Source organism: candidate division WOR-3 bacterium (genome assembly GCA_039801245.1).
In the GTDB taxonomy this organism is placed as follows: domain Bacteria; phylum Hydrothermota; class Tepidihabitantia; order Tepidihabitantales; family Tepidihabitantaceae; genus JAOABP01.
The window spans coordinates 1-20,570 of record JBDRUF010000033.1 but is presented as its reverse complement, the minus strand read 5'-3'; the positions used below and the strand labels follow the sequence as shown (position 1 = coordinate 20,570).

At 51.8% G+C, this 20,570-nt stretch carries 21 protein-coding genes; 5 read left to right on the top strand and 16 right to left on the bottom strand.

What is annotated here, in order from left to right; translation table 11 throughout:
• Positions 1-1,363: hypothetical protein (locus ABIK47_05720; GenBank protein ID MEO0020120.1), on the bottom strand; the 1,363-nt coding region annotated here is incomplete at its 3' end.
• Positions 1,364-1,982: 619 nt separating this feature from the next.
• On the opposite strand from ABIK47_05720, the gene ABIK47_05715 reads away from it, so the two are divergent.
• The 5 genes from ABIK47_05715 to guaA are packed head-to-tail and all read left to right on the top strand — an operon-like array spanning position 1,983 to position 8,182.
• A complete protein-coding gene (locus ABIK47_05715; GenBank protein ID MEO0020119.1) occupies positions 1,983-2,702 on the top strand; it encodes a lysophospholipid acyltransferase family protein in 720 nt (239 codons plus the stop codon).
• Between the two features lie 32 nt (positions 2,703-2,734).
• Positions 2,735-3,733 (top strand): DNA polymerase III subunit delta, encoded by a 999-nt coding sequence (gene holA, locus ABIK47_05710; protein MEO0020118.1) that lies wholly within the window; start codon positions 2,735-2,737, stop codon positions 3,731-3,733.
• 3 nt (positions 3,734-3,736) lie between these two features.
• Complete coding sequence (leuS, locus tag ABIK47_05705; GenBank protein MEO0020117.1) at positions 3,737-6,217, top strand: leucine--tRNA ligase; 2,481 nt, start codon at positions 3,737-3,739, stop codon at positions 6,215-6,217.
• A gap of 9 nt (positions 6,218-6,226) precedes the next feature.
• Positions 6,227-6,643 carry a hypothetical protein gene (locus ABIK47_05700; GenBank protein ID MEO0020116.1) on the top strand — a complete coding sequence of 139 codons (417 nt, stop codon included), beginning with the start codon at positions 6,227-6,229 and terminating at the stop codon, positions 6,641-6,643.
• A 9-nt stretch (positions 6,644-6,652) separates the two neighbouring features.
• Positions 6,653-8,182, top strand: coding sequence for a glutamine-hydrolyzing GMP synthase (guaA, locus tag ABIK47_05695; GenBank protein MEO0020115.1), 1,530 nt, complete (start codon positions 6,653-6,655; stop codon positions 8,180-8,182).
• A 10-nt stretch (positions 8,183-8,192) separates the two neighbouring features.
• Here the strand turns inward: guaA and ABIK47_05690 are convergent, their stop codons facing one another.
• The 15 genes from ABIK47_05690 to ABIK47_05620 all read right to left on the bottom strand — a co-directional run.
• The gene (locus ABIK47_05690) at positions 8,193-8,744 is read right to left on the bottom strand and encodes a hypothetical protein (protein ID MEO0020114.1); all 552 of its coding nucleotides are present in this window, start codon (positions 8,742-8,744) and stop codon (positions 8,193-8,195) included.
• Positions 8,741-9,322 carry a hypothetical protein gene (locus ABIK47_05685; protein MEO0020113.1) on the bottom strand — a complete coding sequence of 194 codons (582 nt, stop codon included), beginning with the start codon at positions 9,320-9,322 and terminating at the stop codon, positions 8,741-8,743. The genes ABIK47_05690 and ABIK47_05685 overlap by 4 nt, the downstream gene beginning before the upstream one ends.
• Positions 9,323-9,613: 291 nt before the next feature.
• Positions 9,614-10,912, bottom strand: coding sequence for a folylpolyglutamate synthase/dihydrofolate synthase family protein (locus ABIK47_05680; GenBank protein ID MEO0020112.1), 1,299 nt, complete (start codon positions 10,910-10,912; stop codon positions 9,614-9,616).
• A complete protein-coding gene (gene lpxA, locus ABIK47_05675) occupies positions 10,909-11,673 on the bottom strand; it encodes an acyl-ACP--UDP-N-acetylglucosamine O-acyltransferase (GenBank protein MEO0020111.1) in 765 nt (254 codons plus the stop codon). Before lpxA ends, ABIK47_05680 begins: the two co-directional genes overlap by 4 nt.
• A complete protein-coding gene (gene fabZ, locus ABIK47_05670; protein MEO0020110.1) occupies positions 11,640-12,062 on the bottom strand; it encodes a 3-hydroxyacyl-ACP dehydratase FabZ in 423 nt (140 codons plus the stop codon). Before fabZ ends, lpxA begins: the two co-directional genes overlap by 34 nt.
• Positions 12,062-12,820, bottom strand: a complete 759-nt coding sequence (locus ABIK47_05665; GenBank protein MEO0020109.1) for a UDP-3-O-acyl-N-acetylglucosamine deacetylase — start codon at positions 12,818-12,820, stop codon at positions 12,062-12,064. Before ABIK47_05665 ends, fabZ begins: the two co-directional genes overlap by 1 nt.
• 5 nt (positions 12,821-12,825) lie before the next feature.
• Positions 12,826-13,464, bottom strand: coding sequence for a UDP-3-O-(3-hydroxymyristoyl)glucosamine N-acyltransferase (locus ABIK47_05660; protein MEO0020108.1), 639 nt, complete (start codon positions 13,462-13,464; stop codon positions 12,826-12,828).
• A gap of 61 nt (positions 13,465-13,525) precedes the next feature.
• A complete protein-coding gene (locus tag ABIK47_05655; protein ID MEO0020107.1) occupies positions 13,526-14,476 on the bottom strand; it encodes an OmpH family outer membrane protein in 951 nt (316 codons plus the stop codon).
• A gap of 22 nt (positions 14,477-14,498) precedes the next feature.
• Positions 14,499-15,758 (bottom strand): radical SAM protein, encoded by a 1,260-nt coding sequence (locus ABIK47_05650; protein MEO0020106.1) that lies wholly within the window; start codon positions 15,756-15,758, stop codon positions 14,499-14,501.
• A 12-nt stretch (positions 15,759-15,770) separates the two neighbouring features.
• Positions 15,771-17,450 (bottom strand): 30S ribosomal protein S1, encoded by a 1,680-nt coding sequence (gene rpsA, locus ABIK47_05645; GenBank protein ID MEO0020105.1) that lies wholly within the window; start codon positions 17,448-17,450, stop codon positions 15,771-15,773.
• On the bottom strand, positions 17,450-18,346 hold the full coding sequence (ispH, locus tag ABIK47_05640; GenBank protein ID MEO0020104.1) for a 4-hydroxy-3-methylbut-2-enyl diphosphate reductase: 897 nt from the start codon (positions 18,344-18,346) through the stop codon (positions 17,450-17,452). The genes rpsA and ispH overlap by 1 nt, the downstream gene beginning before the upstream one ends.
• Positions 18,347-18,351: 5 nt before the next feature.
• Positions 18,352-18,993, bottom strand: coding sequence for a lysophospholipid acyltransferase family protein (locus ABIK47_05635; GenBank protein ID MEO0020103.1), 642 nt, complete (start codon positions 18,991-18,993; stop codon positions 18,352-18,354).
• Positions 18,990-19,670: a (d)CMP kinase gene (gene cmk, locus ABIK47_05630; protein ID MEO0020102.1), complete on the bottom strand. Its 681-nt coding sequence runs from the start codon at positions 19,668-19,670 to the stop codon at positions 18,990-18,992. The genes ABIK47_05635 and cmk overlap by 4 nt, the downstream gene beginning before the upstream one ends.
• The gene (locus ABIK47_05625) at positions 19,667-20,143 is read right to left on the bottom strand and encodes a Crp/Fnr family transcriptional regulator (GenBank protein ID MEO0020101.1); all 477 of its coding nucleotides are present in this window, start codon (positions 20,141-20,143) and stop codon (positions 19,667-19,669) included. Before ABIK47_05625 ends, cmk begins: the two co-directional genes overlap by 4 nt.
• A gap of 8 nt (positions 20,144-20,151) precedes the next feature.
• On the bottom strand, positions 20,152-20,570 hold a 419-nt coding region (locus ABIK47_05620), incomplete at its 5' end, for a hypothetical protein (protein MEO0020100.1).

Sequence of the window (20,570 nt, the reverse complement as noted above, 5' to 3'; positions counted from 1 at the left end):
CGTTGTCACCTGTTTCTATTGAGTCATTGCTTGGCGCCCAGGCAGAGCCGGTCCACTTCAGGACCTGACCTGAACCTGCACCCATCTGGTTCAAATCTGCCGCCACAATCGTGCCATCAGCAATCTTGGCTGAGGTAACCGCACCATCCTTGATTTTGGCAGTTATAATGGTGGTATCTCTGATGTCGGCAGAAGTAACCGTGCCATCCTGAATCTTGTCGCCTGTTACCGCATTAGCAGCAAGGTCAGCATTGGCAACCTGCCCATCCTGTATCTTTGCCGAGGTTACCGCACCCGTGGCAATTGTCGGGTTGGGATAGGTGCCGGTCAGGTCGCCACCAGCAGGACCTGAGGGCGGACCACCAAAACTGTCATTTCCCGGTGCCCACTGGGTGCCGTTCCATTTGATAACCTGATTCAGGGTGGCACCGGACTGGTTTATCTTCGGCATTGTCACCTCACCATTGCCAATCTTGGCGCTGGTGATGGCATTGCTGGCAATGTCAGCGGTTCCAACCGCACCGTCGGTTATCATTGCGCTGGTGATGGAGTTTGCCTGACCCTCATCAACAAACTTGTTGCTCAAGGCAATGGTGTCCTTGCCCTGCAGTTTGTGGGCGTTGGCTGCTACCCTTGCGCTGTCAACAGCAGGTGCGGCTTTTGCATAGTCGGCGGTGTCGGAATAAGGTGCCTTGAAGTTGGCAGCAACATCGGCTCGCACAATCGTGCCATCAACAATCATTGCGCTGGTAACAGAGTTTGTTTGCCCTTCATTCACATATCTTGAGTCCAGACCGGAAAGGTTAAGACCTCCTACCCTCTCTGCCCCACCAGCGCTGTCAACATAGGGATGGGTGTGAACCGCACGGGAAAAGTAGGTGGTGTCCCTGCCCTGCAAGAGGTCGGAGTTTGCCGCACGCTCAGTAAGAAAGGCATAGGCAGAGGAGACAATCCTTAACCTTGGGGTCAATTCTGAACCTGTGCCAACCTGCAAACTGAGATACAGGTTGCCGGCATCAGGAACAGAACCTATTGGATTGACCGCACCAAGAAGGGCAGAGAAAAGCCCGTTTCTCACTGAGATTGTCTGCTCTTCGGTCCAGAATGGACTGCCACCGGTCTCCTCGGTGTAGAGCCTGAAGGTCAACTGGTAGTTGCCGTCAGGAACCGGGTTGCCTAAAGAGTCGGTGAGTTTTCCCTGATAGGAGAGCATCCGCGGAATGGTGATGGCAAAGGAAGAGAAGGAAGCGGGTGAGGTTGAGGGTGCTGCGGTAACACCCTGAGAAGGTAAAATAGCCGCATCATCTGCTGCCCAGAGCCAAAGGCTCAAAGCAGCCAAGAGCGCTAAAACAATCCGCTTCATTTAAGCCTCCTTTTTGTTTGGCATTTGGTTTTAACTAATAACAGTCGCTGCCTGAGTCAGTGGCACTTAGGCAGCAAGAAATAATAAAACAAAGGAGCCTTCTGTCAACTTCTGTAAAGAGGCGCAAAAGAGACTGCTCCCCCTCATTAAGAGCCAGAATCTTGGGAAAATTAACGGGCAGGTTCTTAGACTTTGGCGCTCCGTTTTGCTAAATCACATACTGGCAAAAGGTTAGTGAGTTTTTAGTTTTTGATTTATGGTTTTCAGGGCAGGTCCTCCCCACTACCCCGGTTATAACCACAATTTTTCTTTTTCCAGCCCCAACTTTTCCTTGATTTAATTTTAACACCTGTTTTTGTTCTTTGTTCCTAAAAGAGTTTCTAAACACGGACTTGACTCCGTTTTCCAATCTCGCTGAACTTTTCGCTTGGGTCTAAATTTGATCAATTTCCACGAGTCCTCTTGATTTCCTGGGCCACAGATTGTCGGGGCAACCGGTTATCAGTATAAATGGGATGCCAATTCGCCCCTTAAACTTTACCTTCCGAACCACGCCGATTAAAATCATCCTGTTGACACAATCAGGAGTGTCATTAAAATTTTAATTACGGAGACGAGGATGAACGGCAAAAGAGTTTTCTGGGCAAAAATCAAGGCGTTACTTTTGAAAATCTACGGGCTTTTAATCCGGGTCCGGGTCGTTGGCTGGGAGCGGATTGCGCTGCCGATGCGCAGTGGGTTTATCGTTGCCGCCAACCATCTCACCGGCGCCGACTCCATCGTGATTCAGATTGCACTCAAAACCAGAATCTTCTTTCTTACCTGGGCACGGTGGTTTCATTCGCGCTTTGTCGGCTTCTGGATGAAGAACCTCTGCGATACGATGCCGGTTGTGAATGCTGTTTGTCCGGACAATGTTGCCACCCTGCGCAAAAGCATCGCCCTCTTAAAGCAGGGTGCCACTATCGGGGTTTATCCAGAAGGAGAGTTAAATCGGAGGGGCGGGATTGACCATATTCACAACGGCACCGCCTGGCTGGCTGTACGTGCCGGGGTGCCGGTCCTGCCGGTTTATGTCAGCGGATTGAAATTGGGGCCAAAGCCCTATTCCCGACCTTGGCTCAACGAAGCCTGGGAGGGGTTTTTTTCGGTTGTCGGCAATCTCCTTAATCGCAACATCGTGGTGGTGATTGGTGAGCCGGTTTTTCCGCCGCGCCAGCCACCTCGCTCAGGAAAGGAACTGAAACAGGAGATTGAGCGCATCAACCAGGAACTGGTGCACCAGTTTCAACTATTGCAATCCCCATCCCACCGGACACATTTTCCCTGCGCACATTGACCGCCCCCAAAATCGGTATAGAATCAATTTCAATGAAAACCCTCACTTTTCCGGCAAGCCCACTTGCGCCGGTTATCGCCGAAATCAAGGCGGGTAGGTTCCGCCCCGTTTACATTGTTTTAAGCCCTGACCCCACGGCGGCTGATGGTTTAATTGCGCTCTTAAAGGAAAGACTACTTGTGAGTGGACTGGAGGCTTTTGACTCTGAAACGGTGCAGGGTGGTGATATTGGCAAATCAGAAGGTCTTTCAGTAGAGATACTCCTCCAGCGGACAAAGCAGCCACCGGTTGCCGCCAAGCGCCGGCTTATCATCATCCGTCACCTTGAAAGGCTTGATAAAGAAACACTGACAAATTTGGGCACCGGTCTGCAAAATGTGCCCGATTCTACTACGGTGGTGGCGCTCTGCGACTATGACCGGGATTTGAAAAAGGTGCTTGAGCGCTGCGGTTTGAAGAAATATCTGATTTCCCTGCCGGGCTTCAAGGAGGATGATTTGCGCGCCCAGGTGCGAGCGTGGGCAGAAAAGTCGGGTTTGGAGATGACACCGGAGGCGATTGAGATGCTAATTGAGATTGCGGGAGAGGATGGCGCCATTCTCAAAGGCGAGATTGGAAAACTTGCCACCGCATTTGAGCCCGGTTCAAGGGTATCAATCGCTGCTGTGAAGGAATACACCAGTTCCACCCGGGTTTTTGAACTGCGTGACTATGTCTGGCATTGCCTTGACCGGAACGCGAAAAAGGCGCTCACCCTCCTGCACAAACTGGAGGAGGCGGGCGAAGAACCGATCAGGATAATCGCCTGGCTTACCAACGCCCTCCTTGATGTCCTTGCCGTAAAAAAAGGGGTTAGGTCAACCGATTCGCTCTGGCGCGTGTCAAAAGAGGCACCCAGGCGCTGGAGTGAAGAAAGCCTGAACAAGGCTTTGCACAAACTTTACAGGATAAATGTTGACATCCTTAAGGGTTATCCTGAGCCCTTTGCGCTCTTGGATATCTGGACATTTGCAACAGGAGTAAAGGAGTAAGATATGAACGAATATCCGATCAAGGAAATTGAATCGCGCTGGCAACGTTTCTGGGAGGAAAAGGGCATTTTCCGCACCAATCCTGATCCGAAGAAAAAGTACTATGTCTTGGTGATGTTCATCTACCCTTCTGGTGATATGCATATGGGACATGCCCGCAACTACTGCATCGGGGACTGCATCTGCCGGTTGCGGAAACTCCAGGGGTATGATGTGCTTCACCCCTTTGGCTGGGATGCCTTTGGTCTGCCTGCAGAGAATGCGGCAATTGAGCATAACATCCCGCCCTGGGTTTGGACATTTGACTCGATCAACCTCTGCAAGAGAAACCTGAAACTATTAGGCATTGCCTATGACTGGGACCGTGAGGTGACCACCTGCCTCCCGGAATACTATCGCTGGAACCAGTGGCTGTTTTTAAGGTTTTATGAACGGGGGCTTGCCTATCGCAAGGAGGCTTATGTTAACTGGTGCCCGCGGTGCCAGACGGTCTTGGCAAACGAGCAGGTCGTTGACGGCAAATGCTACCGTTCCAGCTGTGCCACACCGATTGAGAAGAAGAAGTTGACCCAGTGGTTTTTCAAGATTACCGATTACGCCCAGGAGCTCTTGGAAGGAATTGACGAACTTCAAGGCTGGCCCGAAAGCGTGCGGCAGATGCAGCGCAACTGGATTGGCAAATCTGTTGGCGTTGAGGTTGATTTTGAACTGGATGACGGGACAAAGCTACCGGTGTTTACCACCAGACCGGACACCCTCTATGGTGTCACATTTTTGGCACTGGCACCGGATGCACCCCTTGCCGAAACGATTGTGCTTGGTACCCCGCAGGAACAGGCGGTAAAGGAGTTCTGCCAGCGGGTACTATTACAACCTGAGATTGAACGGACCGCCACTGATAAGGAAAAGGAAGGGGTTTTTACCGGCAGGTTCGCGTTTAACCCGCTGACCAAGGAAAGGGTGCCCATCTATATTGCCGACTTTGTCCTTGCCAGTTATGGCACCGGAATGGTGATGGCGGTTCCAGCTCATGACCAGAGGGATTTTGAGTTTGCCCGGAAGTACTCTTTGCCAATAAAGGTGGTAATCCAGCCAAAAGGAAAAAATCTGATTCCCGAGGAGATGCTTGAGGCTTATACTGAACCTGGGATAATGGTTAATTCTGGACCTTTTGATGGGTTGTGGTCAGAAGATGGGATTAACAGAGTAATAGAACACCTGGAGAAATCCGGTCTGGGCAGGCGCAAGACCCTTTACCGTCTTAAGGACTGGCTCATCTCGCGGCAGCGTTACTGGGGCACACCCATTCCCATGATTCACTGCGAAAGGTGCGGGATTGTGCCCGTTCCGGACAAAGACCTGCCCGTGCTCCTGCCGCCACAGGTTAAGGATTACAAACCCAAGGGCAAGTCGGTTCTTGCCGGGGTTGAGGAGTTTATCAATACCACCTGCCCGAAATGCTCTGGTCCGGCAAAAAGGGACCCGGATACGATGGACACCTTTGTTGACTCCTCCTGGTATCACCTGCGTTACACCGACCCGCACAACCAGGAGCTGCCGTTCAGCCGGGAAAATGCGGATAAATGGTTGCCGATTGATGAGTATATCGGTGGGATTGAGCATGCCTGTGGTCATCTCATCTTCTTCCGTTTCTTTACCCGCGTTCTTTTTGATATGGGAATGGTTTCGGTTAAGGAGCCCTGCAAGGTACTTCATACCCAGGGGATGGTTTCGCTTGATGGCAAGACGATGTCATCATCAAAGAAGCACGGGGTCTGGGTTGGACCTTTTGTTGAGGAGCATGGTGCTGATTGTGCGCGCCTTGCGGTCCTTTTTGCCGCACCACCGGAAAAGCCCCTCGAATGGAGTGACGACCTTGTTGTTGGGGTCAAGCGGTTTCTTGCCCGTATCTGGCGCCTTTATCAGGACTGTTTAAAAACCGGCAGCATCAAGCCTAACTTCATACCGGCGCAGTTGCAAACAGAGAGGTTTAGTCCAAGTGAAAGGGAACTCTATATCTATCTGAACCAGACCCATCAGAAGGTCATCAAGGACTCAGAAAACTTCCAGTTCAACACCGCGATCAGCGCATTGATGGAGTTTCTCAACCGCCTTTATCTTTTTACCGAGCGGAAATCACCGGTTTTCGGTTTTGCCCTGAGCCGTTTCTTGCTCTTGCTATCACCCTTTGCCCCGCATCTTGCCGAGGAGTTGTGGCACCAGCTTTATCCTGATAGAGGCTCAATCTTTTCTGAAAGGCTTCCGGATTACGATGAGCGATTTCTCGTATTTGATACGATGGAAATCCCGGTGCAGATTAACGGCAAACTCCGTTCAAGGGTTGTGGTCAGCCGCTCAAGTAGCGAAAGCGAAGTGAAGGAGGCGGCGCTCAGGGATGAAACCGTTGCCGCATATATTCAGGGGAGAAAAATCAGCCGGGTGATATATGTTCCGAACCGGCTGATTAATATCGTCTTGCAATAGGAGGTTAAAATGAAAGCAATGTTCTGGTTTCTTTTGTTTATCCTTGCCATCCTTTTCGGGTATCTAATCTTCAACTTTGTTTATCACCGCTCCCAGCAGGCAGGGCTGGTGGTGTTTGAGGTGGGTGCGGACACAATCAAGGCCTATGAAGAGCGGATCGCCGAACTGGAAAATACCGCTAAAAGAATCCGCAGCCGGATAACCCTCGCACCGATTAATGAGCGCATGCGCCTGGAGCGCAGAGTCGCTGTCCTCGAGGAGGAGATCAGAGACTTAAAGGTTGCGGTTGAGCAGTGGCGGCAGGCAAGGACAGCGAAATCAGCATCAGATATCTACCGGCAGTGCATTCTTTTGTATGGTAAGGCATCAGGGGTTTGCGAACTCCTTGCAGAGGACACCCTGACTTTGCCACGACCCCAGGAGTAAAAAACCGGTTTGGACAGGGTTTTAATCCTTGACTTTGGCTCCCAGTACACTCAGTTAATCTGCCGCCGGATAAGGGAACTTAATGTCTATGCCGAGATTGTACCTTATAATATCAGCGCTGAGGAGGTTCTGGAAAGGCAGGCAAAAGGTCTAATCCTTTCTGGCGGACCTTCTTCGGTATTTTTAAAGAGGGCGCCCAGACCTGATGTTGCCCTTTTCAATCTTGGCATCCCGATTCTTGGCATCTGCTATGGTATGCAATTGACCGCGCAGATGCTCGGCGGCAAGGTAGCGCCGGAAGGTGCGCGTGAGTACGGGCATGCCCGGTTCAATAAGATAAAACCAAGCCCTCTTTTCGCCAATCTGCCACCGGTATTTTCTGTCTGGATGAGCCATGGTGATTCGGTTACGCGCCTGCCCAAGGGGTTTGTCAAATCAGGGATGACCAGCCACTTGGCGATTGCGGCAATGGCAGATGAAACCCGGCGCATCTATGGGGTTCAGTTTCACCCTGAGGTTCATCACACACCCTTAGGCAAGAAAATCCTTGCCAATTTCATTTTCCGCATCTGCCGTTGCCAGCCGGGCTGGACAATGAAGAGATTCATTGAGGAGAAGTCGCAGGAGATAAAGGCGCAGGTTGGTAAAGAGAAGGTTCTCTGCGCGGTTTCGGGCGGGGTTGATTCTACGGTTATGGCAAGTTTGCTCTATCGGGTGCTGGGCAGGCAACTGGTGGCGGTATTTGTTGACAACGGGCTTTTGCGCCTGAATGAGGCACAGGATGTTTTAAAGATGCTCAAGCCCATCCTGCCGGTCAAGTTCATTCCCGCGCAAGAGAGGTTTCTTGCAAAACTTGAGGGTGTTTCTCAACCGGAGAGAAAGCGGCGCATCATCGGTCTTGAGTTTATCCGGGTTTTTGAGGATGTGGCAAAGAGGTTCGGACCGATTCGGTTTCTTGCCCAGGGCACCCTTTATCCTGACCTGATTGAGTCCCGTTCCGCCTTTGGCGGACCATCAGCAACTATTAAGACCCATCACAATGTTGGCGGCTTGCCAAAGGATTTGCGCTTTGAGCTGATTGAGCCGTTAAAGGAGCTTTTCAAGGATGAGGTGCGGATTTTGGGTCGGGCTTTAAGGGTTCCGAAAGGGATTCTTCAGCGCCACCCCTTTCCCGGACCTGGTCTGGCGGTGAGGATAATCGGACCGGTTACACCGGAAAGGCTCAACCTCTTAAGGCAGGCTGACAATATCTTTATCTCGGAGTTGCGCAGGGCCGGGCTTTATAACAGGGTGTGGCAGGCGCTCGCAGTTCTTTTGCCGGTGCGCTCGGTTGGGGTGATGGGTGACAGCCGCACCTATGAAAATGTTGTTGCCCTGCGGGCGGTGACATCAACCGATGCGATGACCGCAGACTGGGCAAGACTGCCTGATGACTTGCTTGCCCGGGTTGCCAGCCGCATCACCAACGAGGTCAGGGGCATCAACCGGGTTGTCTACGACATCTCCTCAAAGCCGCCGGCAACGATTGAGTGGGAGTAAAAACCACAAACTATTCTGATGGCAGGGCGTTGATTGAGTCAATGTACGCCTGGGTCAAACCGGTGGAATCGGTTATCATCCAGACCGCACGCTGAATCATTCCCAAATCGTCGGCAATCCTTTTGTTGCGCAGAAGTTCTGCCAGCTGGCGCAACTCGGGGTTGTCGGTTAATGGTCCTAAAGAAAAGCTGTCCTGTTCTGCCGGAATCAGGCGGCGCCGGTTGCAGCAGAAGACGCCCAGGACCAGACTGGTATTGCTCGTTCCTACCGCAATCTGATGCGCCTTGAGCATCACCATATGCTGGGTTGAACTTTTCTTTGATGTGAAAAGAAGCCCTGCGGGCAGGGTGTCATAGGCATAGGCAGCGCCGCTTGATTTGGCAACCATCTCAAGGCTATAAAGCCCGTTCGGGCTGAAATGGCGCCGGTCACCGGCAATACTGATAAGGCTGATTCCTGGATTCAGGCTGAAGGGTGAGCCGGTCGGCTCAAAGTCCTGGGGCGGAAACAGGTTTTCACAGGCGGCAAGGACAAGAATAAGGACCAGAACCAGCCGCTTCATGGCAGGTTTTTCAGCGCCTCCCTGGTTTCATCGGTCAAGCCATCACCATCGGTAATCTCAAAGAGCGCCTCCTGTGCCAGTTCCACCGCATCCTCATTGTCAAGGTGCTTATCCCGCAAAAGGTTAAAAAGTTCATTCAGCTCCCTTTCCCAGACCTGAATGTCAATCTCGTAAAATGACTCATCATCCGGCTCGTCTAAGTCCTCATTGGCACAATATGTCGGCAAGAGGATGAGCGTATCCTGGTCTGGCGGCACCGAGAATGAGAACTTCTGCAAGAGCATCATATACTGATAGTCGTGATTCAAGGGGCTGAAAACCAGCCCTTCGGGCATCGTTACCGCAATCCGCTTATTGGTATTGTTCAGAACGGTAAAGGCAAGGGGCAGAAATGATGTTGGAATCTCGTCATCATAACCTATGATTTGGCGCACCTCAAGACCTGCGGGCAGGTTATAGGGCTTGCCACCGATGGGCTCAAAATTGCCCCTTTCCCACTGCCTCTCCGGGATTTTATCGCACACATTCCCGAGGAGGAAAAGTCCGGCAAGGGTCAAAAGCAAGGTTTTGTAATTCATAGCAGTTAAGATTCTGCCCGAAATCATCAAACCTGTCAAACTCTGCTTTACCACACCGCTCTCACGACACCATTCCTGGAAAGGGTTAAAAAGGGGTTAACCACCGTAATGGTCGGGGGGACCTACCCTTTTCCAAGAGGATAAAACAGGAGCAAATTGCCAACCAGTTGATAAACTTTGGCTTATAAGAAAATTTTTCTAAAAGGGCAAAACTATGCGTTAATCTCAGCCCATTTTCTGGCTCTTAATGGAGGGGCATCTCCAAATTGGGCAATTGGGGATGAGGAATGGCTATTCCGGCTCTATGCCCTTGAGAAGGGAAAGCGCCTCACCGGCAAGGTAAAATGAGCCGGCAATCACAATGGGCATCCTGCCAAAGGAAAGTTCCTGGGCACGGGTTAATGCGGTCTTCAGGTCAGGCGCGGTTTCTGCTGCCACCTTTAGGCGGGTGAGGATCCCCTTTAAGACCCTTGGTGTTAGCGCCCGGGGCGAATTCGGGGCGACCAAAACTGCGGTGTCAACATAAGGGGCAATCGGTTCAACCGTCCTTTTCACCAGTTTATTCCGCAATGAGCCGTAGATTAAAACCACCTTCTCCTTAAGATACTCTTTTAAAACCCCGGCGAGCGCCTGACCAGACTCCGGGTTGTGGCAGGAGTCAACAATTACCAATGGGCTCTCCTGAACAACCTCACACCTTCCCGGAATCACAAGATTTTTGATTCCGGCAACCGCCCGGGCAAAATCTATTCGCGGCTCCTGCCGGGCGAGGATGCCCAGGACGGTCAGGGCGGTCCGGCAGTTTTCAATCTGATGCCTCCCCAGGACTTTCAGTTCCACCCTGCCCGCACCCAATTCGGTGAAGGCGGAAAAGGCAATCCCCAATGGGGTGATGGTTTCGTCCCAGACCCTTGACCGGTTTTTCACCAGAACTGACTGCGCGCCTATCTCTGTCGCCTGCAGGAGGAGCTCATTCTCCGCCTCGGGCTCTTGCAAACCAATCACCACCGGTATTTCAGGGCGCATTATCCCCGCCTTTTCCCGGGCGATCTTTTTAAGGGTTGTGCCCAGGACTTGGAGATGGTCGTAGCCAATCCTGGTGATAACCGCAATTTTGGGCTCGCAGAGGTTGGTCGCATCCAGTCTGCCACCAAGACCAACCTCAATCACACTGAAGTCAACCTCCTCCCGGGCGAAAAAGTCAAATGCCATTGCGGTCAAGAGCTCAAAATAACTCACCCGCTGTTTTTTCACCAGCGGCTGAAACCTTGACATAAGCCGGGCAAAGCGCTCCCTTTTTATCCACTCGCCGTTGATCTGAATCCGCTCCCGCACCGAGATTAGATGGGGTGAGACAAAAAGACCGGTCTTCAACCCGCAGGCGCGCAAGCCCGCCGCCACCATATAGGCAACCGAACCCTTGCCCTTGGTGCCCGCAATTAAAATGCAGTTCTTTAACCTTTTTTGCGGATTTTCGGCAAGGAGCAGAAATCGCCTGATACCGTTAAGTTTAAACCTGCGGTCCTGCCTTTTCCTTTTCTCATAATTGACGAGGGAGTTTAAGAAATCAAGCGCCGTCTGATAGTTCATACTTCTGTTCTCAGTTCAATCCCCCTTCTGGAGTTGGTGCAGAACTCCAGAAGGCGATTTATCTCCTCCCTTCCCGGACCACCAGCCAAATCCTGTTCAATCCTTTTCAACGCCTGGGTTAGGGGCAAGCCCGAACGATACAGGATTCTGAAGGCATCCTTAAGTGCAAGAATCTTTTCGCTACTGAAACCCGCCCTTTCCAATCCCACGATGTTGAGTCCATACACCCGGCAGGGGTTGCCGGCAGCAAGGGAAAATGGCGGTATGTCCTTATTCACATAGGAATGGGCACCAATCATCGCCAATGTGCCAATCCGGCAGAACTGATGAACTCCAACTAAACCGCCCAGATTGGCACCATCTTCAACCTCGGTATGTCCTGCCAACTGAACGCCGTTGGTCAATGTTACCGAGTTACCAATTCGGCAGTTGTGTCCGATATGAACATAAGCCATTATGTAGTTGCCATCACCAATTACGGTCATTTCATTATGACCGGTCGCGCGGTGAACCGTGACAAACTCAAAAAATATATTATTGTTGCCGATTAAAACCCCGCTGCCTTCCCCCTGATACTTCTTATCTGCTGGTGGGGTACCGATAACCACCCCGGTGCCAATTCGGCAGTTGGCGCCTATCTGAACCCGACCCTCAATCCGGCAGAAGGGACCGACCTCGCACCCCTGACCTAAAATAACCTCTTTGCCAATGAGCGCGCTGGGATGGATTAACGCACCGCACCGGTCACTATTGCCGTGCACGCCAGTTCCTCACCGACAAAAACCCTGCCCGAGAATTTAAAAACCCCAGCCTTGGCAGAGAGGAGGGTTACTACGATGCGGAGCTGTTCTCCTGGTCTGACAATCCGGCGGAACCGCGCCTGTTCAATCCCGGCAAATAGCGGGGTCTTGCCCTTTTGGGTCTGGTCCGAAAACAATGCCAGGATTATGCCGCTCTGGGCAATCGCCTCAATCATCAACACACCGGGCAGAATCGGATTTCCGGGAAAATGACCAGGAAAGTAAAACTCCTCCGGCCTGACCGTCCGATAGGTCTCAATCTCATTCCCTTCTATCCTCTTAACCCCGTCAACAAAAAGAAAAGGCTCCCGATGCGGAAGGAAATTCTTTACATCAATATTCATACTCATCAAGCCCCCATTTCTTTTAACCTTCTTACCAAGATTAGATTCAAGCTGTGACTTGGGTTAAAGGCAAAGATTTCTCCCTGGAGCGGTCGCCCTAAAAGGGCCAGGTCCCCAAGTAAATCCAGGACCTTGTGCCGGCAGGGCTCATTATTGAACCGCAGTCTTTTAGGAAAAACCCAGCCCCGCACCCTTTTTAGGCCGAAACCGAGACGCTCTTTTAGATGACGGGGAGGTCTTCCAAATGTCCGGGCCGGTGCAATCTCCTCACAGAAAAATTTCCGCGTAATAAACCCTGAGAAGAACTGCCTCCCGAGATGAGGATAATCAATCAAACAGTGAATCCGCAGTTTTTCTCCTGGAACCAGGAGGATGAAACCCTTGCCATCCTTAACCCCTATCGGACTTCTCAGTTTCACCGTCTCTTGACTCTTGGTATTGACCAGACCTGCGCGCAGGAATGCCCGCACAAAAGGTTGGGCGCTCCCATCACCAAAAGGCAACATCCCACCCTCTATATCAACCATTAAATCAGAAATCCCGATTCCATAACAGGCAGCAAGAAAATGCTCAACCATCATCACCATCCCCTTGCCCGATTTCAGGCAGGTGCAATTTCCTATAACCTGGGCATTCTCAACCGCCGCCTTAATAGAGCGATTAAAAACAATGCCTGCACCTCCGTCTGCACCATTGACTTCCATTTTCGCCACTTTTCCATTCAACCCCCATCCCGAAATCTTTACCGGCTGCAAAAGCCTCATCTCCGTTACTTACCGAAATGCTGCCACAGCCTTGCCCAGAGTCTCATCGTCTCTCTTGCCGGGCGGGCGGGAATTCCGAAGTAGGTACTGTTTGGAGGAATTGAGCGCAAGACCGCCGATTTGGCGTAAACCACACTCTCCGCACCAATCTCAATATGGTCTTTAATACCCACCTGACCTAAAAGGACAACCCGGTCCCCAATCTTCGCGCTCCCCGCAATTCCGCACTGCGCAGTAATAATGCACCCCTCGCCAATAAAAACATTATGGGCGATATGGACCAACGCATCAATCTTCGTGCCCCTGCCAATCCTTGTTTGCCTTCCTGGTTTTGCCCGGGCAATATTTACCAATGGACCGATTTCCACATCATCCTCAATCACCACTATGCCGGTGTGCTCAACCCTTTTGTAGCCCCCTTCCCTTTTTTCATAACCAAACCCCTCCCATCCTATTACTGCCCCTGGTCCAATACGCACCCTGCGGCCGATAACCGTCCTGCCTAATAGGGTAACATTTGGGCCGATATAAGTTTCCTCGCCAATTTCCACCTCTCCGCCAACATAAACAAAAGGGCTCAAGGTGACCGAATTTGCTATCTTTGCCCCGTGTTCAATCCAGATTTTTCTGCCTTCGCAACTCACCCCTCACCTCCATTATTCTGAACGAAGTAGAGGAATCCCTTTTCCCTCACTCGGGACAAGCCTATCTCCCGAGTGCTGAGTATAAAACTTGCACCACCGCGCTAACCTTTTCGCGCAGAACCTGACCCCTTTCCGCTTCCCCTTCCTGTGATTTCAGCACGGTGCCAGTCCGGGCATCAAGGAGTGTTAAGGTAAACTGGATGCGCTCTTCTCTTTTTGCGCAATCCCCATATATCACATAGTCGGCATCAAGCGCCCGGGCAATATCAGCTCCTTCATTTTCTCCGATCTTTTGGTTGGCATACCCCCGGCTCTGGACAACCTCATCCACCTTTTTGTTAGGGATAACCTCAACCTGGGACTTGGAGCCAAGGAGTGCATTGATAATCTCCCGAATCTGGATTCCGACCCGCTGGCGCTGTGCCTCGTCATTTGCCTCAAAGAGCGGTGCGATTACGAACAAGAGCTTCGTGGTCACCGGCGTCGGCAAGGGCGCATACAACCTGTTCAACTCTTCTATTACCATTTCGGTTAAATCCAGTCCGATTTCGCTATACACAATCCCGGACTTGGTCGCATCAATCACCAACGAAAAACCCTCCTCCCGCGCCACCTTACTAACCGCCGAATCAATTTGTGCCACAATTGGAGCAATCAACTCGTTATTCTTCTGCTCAATCTTCCCCCCCTTACCGTAAACCTCATTAAGATAGCTATCATACCTTCGCCTTCTGCTTTCAATCTCAGCCAGTTTTGCCCGCTTCCCCTCTTCGGATAGAGCCAGCTCTTGGGATTCGTATTCCTCCTTTGCCCGCTCGTACTCCGCCTTCAGCGACTCCGCCTTTGCCTCGTATTTTTTTATCTCGGCATCCAGTTCCTTTTTCGCCTCGATCGCCGCTTGGTAACGGGCAATTATCCGTTCCGAATTGATGTAACCTACCTTATACTCCTTGGCAAAGCCCCCAAATATCAACATACCCAACAAGACCGCTGACCAGTGAAGAAACCTCATAAATCCTCCTTGACTTAACTACCTAACTGCCCTCCTGCCACCCTGGCATTTTCCCAATGAGTTTCTCCCCCTCCAACTGGATCTCCAGGGCAATCAATCTCCCTGGCTGATATTCCTTACCGCGCAAATCCAGGCAGGTGAGCCGCAGATAATTGTCGGTTAATCCTTTTCCCCGGGGTTCAAGAATCACACCCCGCACATCACCGCAAAACCGCCGGGCATAATCACGCCTCCTTTTTTCTGATAGGGACCGCAAAACCCGAACACGCTCTCCCTTCTTCTCCCTCGTGACCGGGTCACCCCATTGCGCCGCTTTTGTGCCAACCCGGACGGAATAAGGAAAGACATGAAGGTAATTCACCGCGGAGGACTCCAAATAGAGCCTGGTCCGTTCAAAGGAGTTGTCATCCTCACCCGGGAAGCCAACAATGACATCGGCACCGATACAGGCATCTGGTTTAATTTTAAGAATCTTGGCAAGGAGCCGGTCATAACTACTGACGGTATAAGGTCTGCCCATCAACTGGAGTATTCGGTCATCACCACTCTGTAACGGGATGTGAAAATGTGCGCACACCTTTGGTTCGGCAATCACCTCCAATAGGGGTTCATTAAACAAATCGGGTTCTAATGAACTCAGGCGAATACGGAAATCGCCCGGAGTTTTTAGAAGTGTCTCTAACAAACGAGCAAGGTCCAGCCCGTTACTTTCATATCTCCCCAAGTTAAGACCGGTGAGCACAATCTCCTGATAGCCCGCCTGCCTTAAGCATTGAAACCGCTCCTGCACCTGGAATAGTGGTAACGAAACCGGCTTACCCCTTAAATAAGAAACGAGACAGAAACTGCAATGCCGGTCGCAGCCGTCCTGAATTTTTAAGAGTGCCCGGCTCCGGGATGGTACCGGGGATTGTCCCCCAATGACATCCTGTTTCTCTTGATTGCTCCATATTTCGTCAACACCGGGAATCTGCCTTATCAAATCCGGTGCCCTCTCAGCAAGACAGCCCAATACCACTACCCGTGGTTTGGGTTGAAGCCGACAAACCCGACGGATGGTCGCCAGCGAATTTTCCTCAGCGAGTTGCGTAACCGCACAGGTGTTGATGTAAACCCGCCTGATGGTTGATGCATTTGCCTGAGGCAAGGGGTGACGAACTACCTTTAATCCCCGGGCTAACAGGTAACCAGCGAGACAGTCACTTTCAGCCTGATTCAGACGGCAGCCCACTGTGATTATCGCCGCGGTATCAAACCGCTTCTCAACACCGCTGTCCCGCATCGGTCACCGGTATCAGATGTCTTTGAAGTCTCGGAGATGGTCTTCAAGGGTGAATTTATCAGCAGGGCGCTCTTCAGGTAGCTCCTCCTCTCGCTCCTTTTGTACCTCCCCCTGCGCCGCCCGCTCACTCAGAGTGACTCGCCGGTTCTCGATGTCAACCTTAAGCACCTTGAGTTCCAGCTCCTCGCCAATCTGGTAGTTTTCCCTAAGCCTCTTGCCACCCTTCACCAGCTGACTTGCAGGCACAAACCCCTCGATTCCGTAGTTAAGTGCCACCACCAGACCGGGTTTGGGAATGTCAATAATCCGCGCCCGGATAACATCACCCGGCTTCAGCTCCTGGCTCAATTTGTAGAATGGGTCCTCCTGGGTCTGTTTGAGCCCTAACGAAATGCGCCGGTTCTCCTTGTCAATTTCTAAGATAATCGTTTCAACAACCTGTCCCTTTTTCAATTCATCCCGCGGATGCTTTACCCTTTTTGTCCAGGAGATGTCGGCGTTGTGGATAAGACCTTCAATCCCTTCCTCCAGTTCCACAAATGCACCGAACTCCTTTAATGACTTTATTCTGCCCGTGACCCGCTGCCCCACCTGGTAGCGCTCTTCAATCAGGGACCAGGGGTCGGGCATTGTCTGTTTGAGTCCTAACGAAATGCGCCGGTTCTCCTTGTCAATGTTTAAGACCACCGCCTCAACCTCCTGGTCAACAGCGAGAATCTGCGCCGGGTGATGAATCGATTTGGTCCAAGACATCTCGGAAATATGAATCAGACCCTCAATCCCTTTTTCCAGTTCCACAAATGCACCATACTCTGCGAGCGTCGTCACCCTTCCCTTCACCCGCGAGCCAATGGGATACTTCTCCTCCACCTTTTCCCAGGGGTGCGGCGTCAATTGTTTGAGCCCCACGGTAATCCTGCCGGTATTCGGGTCAAGAGAAAGCACCTTCACTTTCAGTTTCTCACCGGGTTGCACAATTTCACTCGGATGAACCACCTTTATCCATGCCAAGTCAGAAATGTGTAAAAGGGCGTCAATCCCGCCGATGTCGATAAAAGCCCCGAACTCGGTTATCGTCTTTACCGTCCCTTCAATCACATCACCCACCTGGAGCCGGCTCAATATCTCTCGGCGTAAAGCCTCCTGACGCTCCTCAAGTAGCGCCCGCCGTGAAACCACAATATTCCTCTTATGCCAGTTGACCGAAAGAATCTTCACCTCCAACTCCTTACCTACCATCTCATCAAGGTTGGGAATCGGTCTTAAATCCACCTGGGAACCTGGTAGAAACGCATCCAACCCTAAAATATCAACCGCCAGACCACCCTTAACCCTTCTTAGCACCTTTACCCTCACCGGTAGCGAACTCTCCGACTTCTCCTTAATCGTCTCCCAGGCAAGTTGAAAATCAGCCTTTCTCTTGGAAATAACTGGAAAACCGTCCTTATCCTCCAGCGCCTCAACACATACCTTCACCTTTGCGCCCTCAACCGCCTCATCTGGATTGCGGAACTCCTCAATAGGCAGAATCCCCTCAGCCTTCAACCCAATGTCAACCAACACCGCATTACTCAACCTCTTAACAATCGTCCCCGTGACAATCTCTCCTTCCTCAAAACTTGGAAAGGAGATGTCATATACTGAACCAGTCCCCATACCGGGTGAGACTGTGCTTTCATTATCTTCACTCATCACCTAACGACCTCCTTAAAACTCGGTCGTGCCACTTGACTACCCACAGGCACAACCGGCGTTGTTAAAATTCGGGCAATTTCCTCCACCACCTCTGCTGGAGTGGAAGCACCCGCTACAATCCCGATGCGCCTGAATTTCTGCCACATCTGGGGCTGCAGCTCCTTCGGCTCGGCGATATGCACCACCGGCCTCTTTTCCCCGCGCACAATCTGTGCTAGCCGCCTGGTGTTGGCGCTGTTCTTGCCACCGACAACAACCACCGCATCCACCTTTTTTGCGAGACGGGCGGTTGCCTCTTGCCGGGCGCTAACCTCAGCACAGATGGTGTTGAAAACCCGAAGTTCATTATAACCAAATTGAGAGAGCCTGGCAACAACTGCCTTAAACCCCTCATTATCCATCGTGGTCTGGGCAACAACACCGAGTTTCTTTTTTATGCTGCTCCCCAATTTACCCGCTCTTTCTTCTGAGGTGATGACTAAAGCCCCTTTACCCGCGGCGGCAAGAATTGCCTTAACTTCAGGATGGTCCTTTTCTCCTACTACCACAACCTGATAGCCGTCCTCCGCCAGACATCGGGCAACATTCTGGACCCGGCACACATAGGGACAGGTGGCATCAATCACCGGTATTCCCAGCATCTGACATTTGACCAATACCCTTTTCGGGCACCCATGCGCCCGAATCACCAAGACCCCATCTTTTGCCTCAGCAAGCCGGCGCACCGGTTTTATCCCTTTGGTAAAAAGTTGTTTTAACACCTGCGGGTTGTGAACCAGTTCACCGTATGTCCAAACCCTCCTATAACGCTTAAGACCGTTTTCTGCCAGCCTGATTGCCCTTTTTACCCCGAAGCAGAACCCGGTTGGTTGAGCGATGTAAACCTTGGGCATATAACTCAATCCGCAAGCGCCCGCACCCGCTCTTCAATCAGCGCGGTTAACTCCTGATAACCCTGGCGGTCTCTTGTGAAACCTTTAGGTAGCACCGCGTTCCCAAACCTTACCCTGATCTTGCCGCTGTGAGCAGGCTTTTTTCGGATTCCGAGCCGGACAAAGTCACGGTCAACCAGATAGGAAACAATTGAACTTTCCATTCCCGCAATATGGGTAGGTATAACCGGTACCTGATTGATTAGTGCCAGCATACCCACCCCGCGCTTGAAACTTGCCATCTCACCGGTTTTGCTCCTTGTCCCTTCAGGAAAGAGCACCAGTGTCTGGCGGTGTCTCAATACCCTTGAGCACAGCCTGACTGCCCGCAGGTCAATTTCGCCCCTCCCCACCGGCAGGGCATTCCACGCTCTAATCAGCCAGGCGAAAGGTCGGTAACGAAAAAGCTCCTCCTTGGCAAGGAAATAAATCTCCCTTGCCGCTGCCCAGCCCAAAATCAAGGGGTCAAAATTGGAGGTGTGATTTGCGGCAATTATCAATCCGCCCTGGCAACTACTGAGATTCCTTTTGCCTTCAACCCGGAGATTGAGGAGAATCTTTGCCAATGGATAGGTCAAAAGCCATGCCAGCCGCCAACGCAGTTTCACTGTAAAAGTGGCTTCGCCAGGGAGCAGACGACCCCGACCTGTTCCTCAATTGTTAAATGGGTGGTATCCACCAACACCGCATCCTTGACCCGATGCAGCGGGCTCAACCTCCGCCGGGAGTCAATAAAATCCCGCTTTGCGAGATTGCGCCTCACCTGCTCAATACTGGGGGGAGACCCTTGAGCCGCACCTGCCAGTTCCTTCTGGCGCCGCCTTGCCCGCTCCTCAAGCGCGCAGTCAAGAAAAACCTTGAGTTGGGCAAAAGGAAAAACCACACTGCCGATATCCCTGCCCTCGCAGACAACATTTTTACCCTTTGCCAGCCGGCGCTGCTCCTTTACCATCGCCGCCCGCACACAGCCAATTGCCGAAACCTCTGAAACCCGCTCACTCACCTCCGGCTTTCTTATCGCTTCGGTAACATCCTTGCCGTCAAGATAGACCCGCGTCCCCTTTTTTGTCCAGCGCAACTCTACCTTGGTCTTCTTCAATAGTCTCTCTAAGGCTTGCCGGTTGCAGATGTCAATTCCGCTCGTAATTATCTTCAATGTTACCGCCCGATACATCGCGCCGGTATCAAGATGGAATAACCCCAGTCTTTGCGCCACCAGCCGGGCGGTGGTGGACTTTCCCGAACCAGCAGGACCGTCAATGGCGATAACCAGCCCCGCCTTCACTCCACCGACTCCCGCAGTGCATACTGCTGCGCCAGTTGCAGTTGCATATGCCGCAGCCTGGAGGCAATCGTCTGTGCCACCAGCCTCATCACCACATAACCCAACTTCGGGTCCTCGTCAAAAAGCCTTTCCAGTTCCCTAACATCAAACTCCAGAAAGCTGCAGTCGGTTATCGCCCGGCTCCCAGCGGTGTAATGGGGATTGCCCACCAGCCCAGACCAGGCAAACATCTGCCCTGGTCCGAGTGTCATCAACTGATAGGTCTGATGTGCCACCCCGAAGTCAAGTGTCAGGACAACCGCCAGCCTGCCCGAGACCAGAATATAAAACTTGTCCGCGGGCTCTCCCTGCACATCAACCGATTCCCCCGCCTTCACCGACTTCAGTTTTGCAATTTGGGCAATTCGCTCCAACTCACTCTCCTCCAGCCGCTCAAAACCGCTGATTCCCTTAAGAAAGGATTTTACATCCATCCTGCCTCCTAAAAACGGTGATGAAATGAAAGGTCAATCACCCGGTTCAGCCTGGTGCTATCATTATTCCCCAAAACATCCCTGAGGGCAAAACCGAGCCGCACCCGCTCAAAAAACATCCAGGCAACGCCGAAATTGAGCCAGCCGCCTCGCCACCTGCCTTGAGCTTGCCGGTCGTTCAAACCGGGGTCATACTCGGCAACCACCTCAAGATTTCCGGGTAAAACCTGATTCACGGCAAAAAAACCGTTAAAGCCCTGCCACCAGTTCAAACCAAGCTCGCAATAGGTCTGACTGGGCTCAATCGTCTTGCCAATTGCGAGATAACCCCCTTTCTCCTTAACCACAAACCGCTCCCCATCGCAGTAATCATAACCCTGGCTCTCAAAACCCAAGACCAAATCCGGGACATAGCCCAGCTCCTTTA

Bases quoted from the DNA above. Each gene is read 5' to 3' on its own strand.
- ABIK47_05715 (MEO0020119.1), top strand. From the start codon at position 1,983: ATGAACGGCAAAAGAGTTTTCTGGGCAAAAATCAAGGCGTTACTTTTG.
- holA (MEO0020118.1), top strand. From the start codon at position 2,735: ATGAAAACCCTCACTTTTCCGGCAAGCCCACTTGCGCCGGTTATCGCC.
- leuS (MEO0020117.1), top strand. From the start codon at position 3,737: ATGAACGAATATCCGATCAAGGAAATTGAATCGCGCTGGCAACGTTTC.
- ABIK47_05700 (MEO0020116.1), top strand. From the start codon at position 6,227: ATGAAAGCAATGTTCTGGTTTCTTTTGTTTATCCTTGCCATCCTTTTC.
- ABIK47_05690 (MEO0020114.1), bottom strand. From the start codon at position 8,744: ATGAAGCGGCTGGTTCTGGTCCTTATTCTTGTCCTTGCCGCCTGTGAA.
- ABIK47_05685 (MEO0020113.1), bottom strand. From the start codon at position 9,322: ATGAATTACAAAACCTTGCTTTTGACCCTTGCCGGACTTTTCCTCCTC.
- ABIK47_05680 (MEO0020112.1), bottom strand. From the start codon at position 10,912: ATGAACTATCAGACGGCGCTTGATTTCTTAAACTCCCTCGTCAATTAT.
- fabZ (MEO0020110.1), bottom strand. From the start codon at position 12,062: ATGAGTATGAATATTGATGTAAAGAATTTCCTTCCGCATCGGGAGCCT.
- ABIK47_05665 (MEO0020109.1), bottom strand. From the start codon at position 12,820: ATGAGGCTTTTGCAGCCGGTAAAGATTTCGGGATGGGGGTTGAATGGA.
- ABIK47_05655 (MEO0020107.1), bottom strand. From the start codon at position 14,476: ATGAGGTTTCTTCACTGGTCAGCGGTCTTGTTGGGTATGTTGATATTT.
- ABIK47_05650 (MEO0020106.1), bottom strand. From the start codon at position 15,758: ATGCGGGACAGCGGTGTTGAGAAGCGGTTTGATACCGCGGCGATAATC.
- rpsA (MEO0020105.1), bottom strand. From the start codon at position 17,450: ATGAGTGAAGATAATGAAAGCACAGTCTCACCCGGTATGGGGACTGGT.
- ispH (MEO0020104.1), bottom strand. From the start codon at position 18,346: ATGCCCAAGGTTTACATCGCTCAACCAACCGGGTTCTGCTTCGGGGTA.
- ABIK47_05625 (MEO0020101.1), bottom strand. From the start codon at position 20,143: ATGGATGTAAAATCCTTTCTTAAGGGAATCAGCGGTTTTGAGCGGCTG.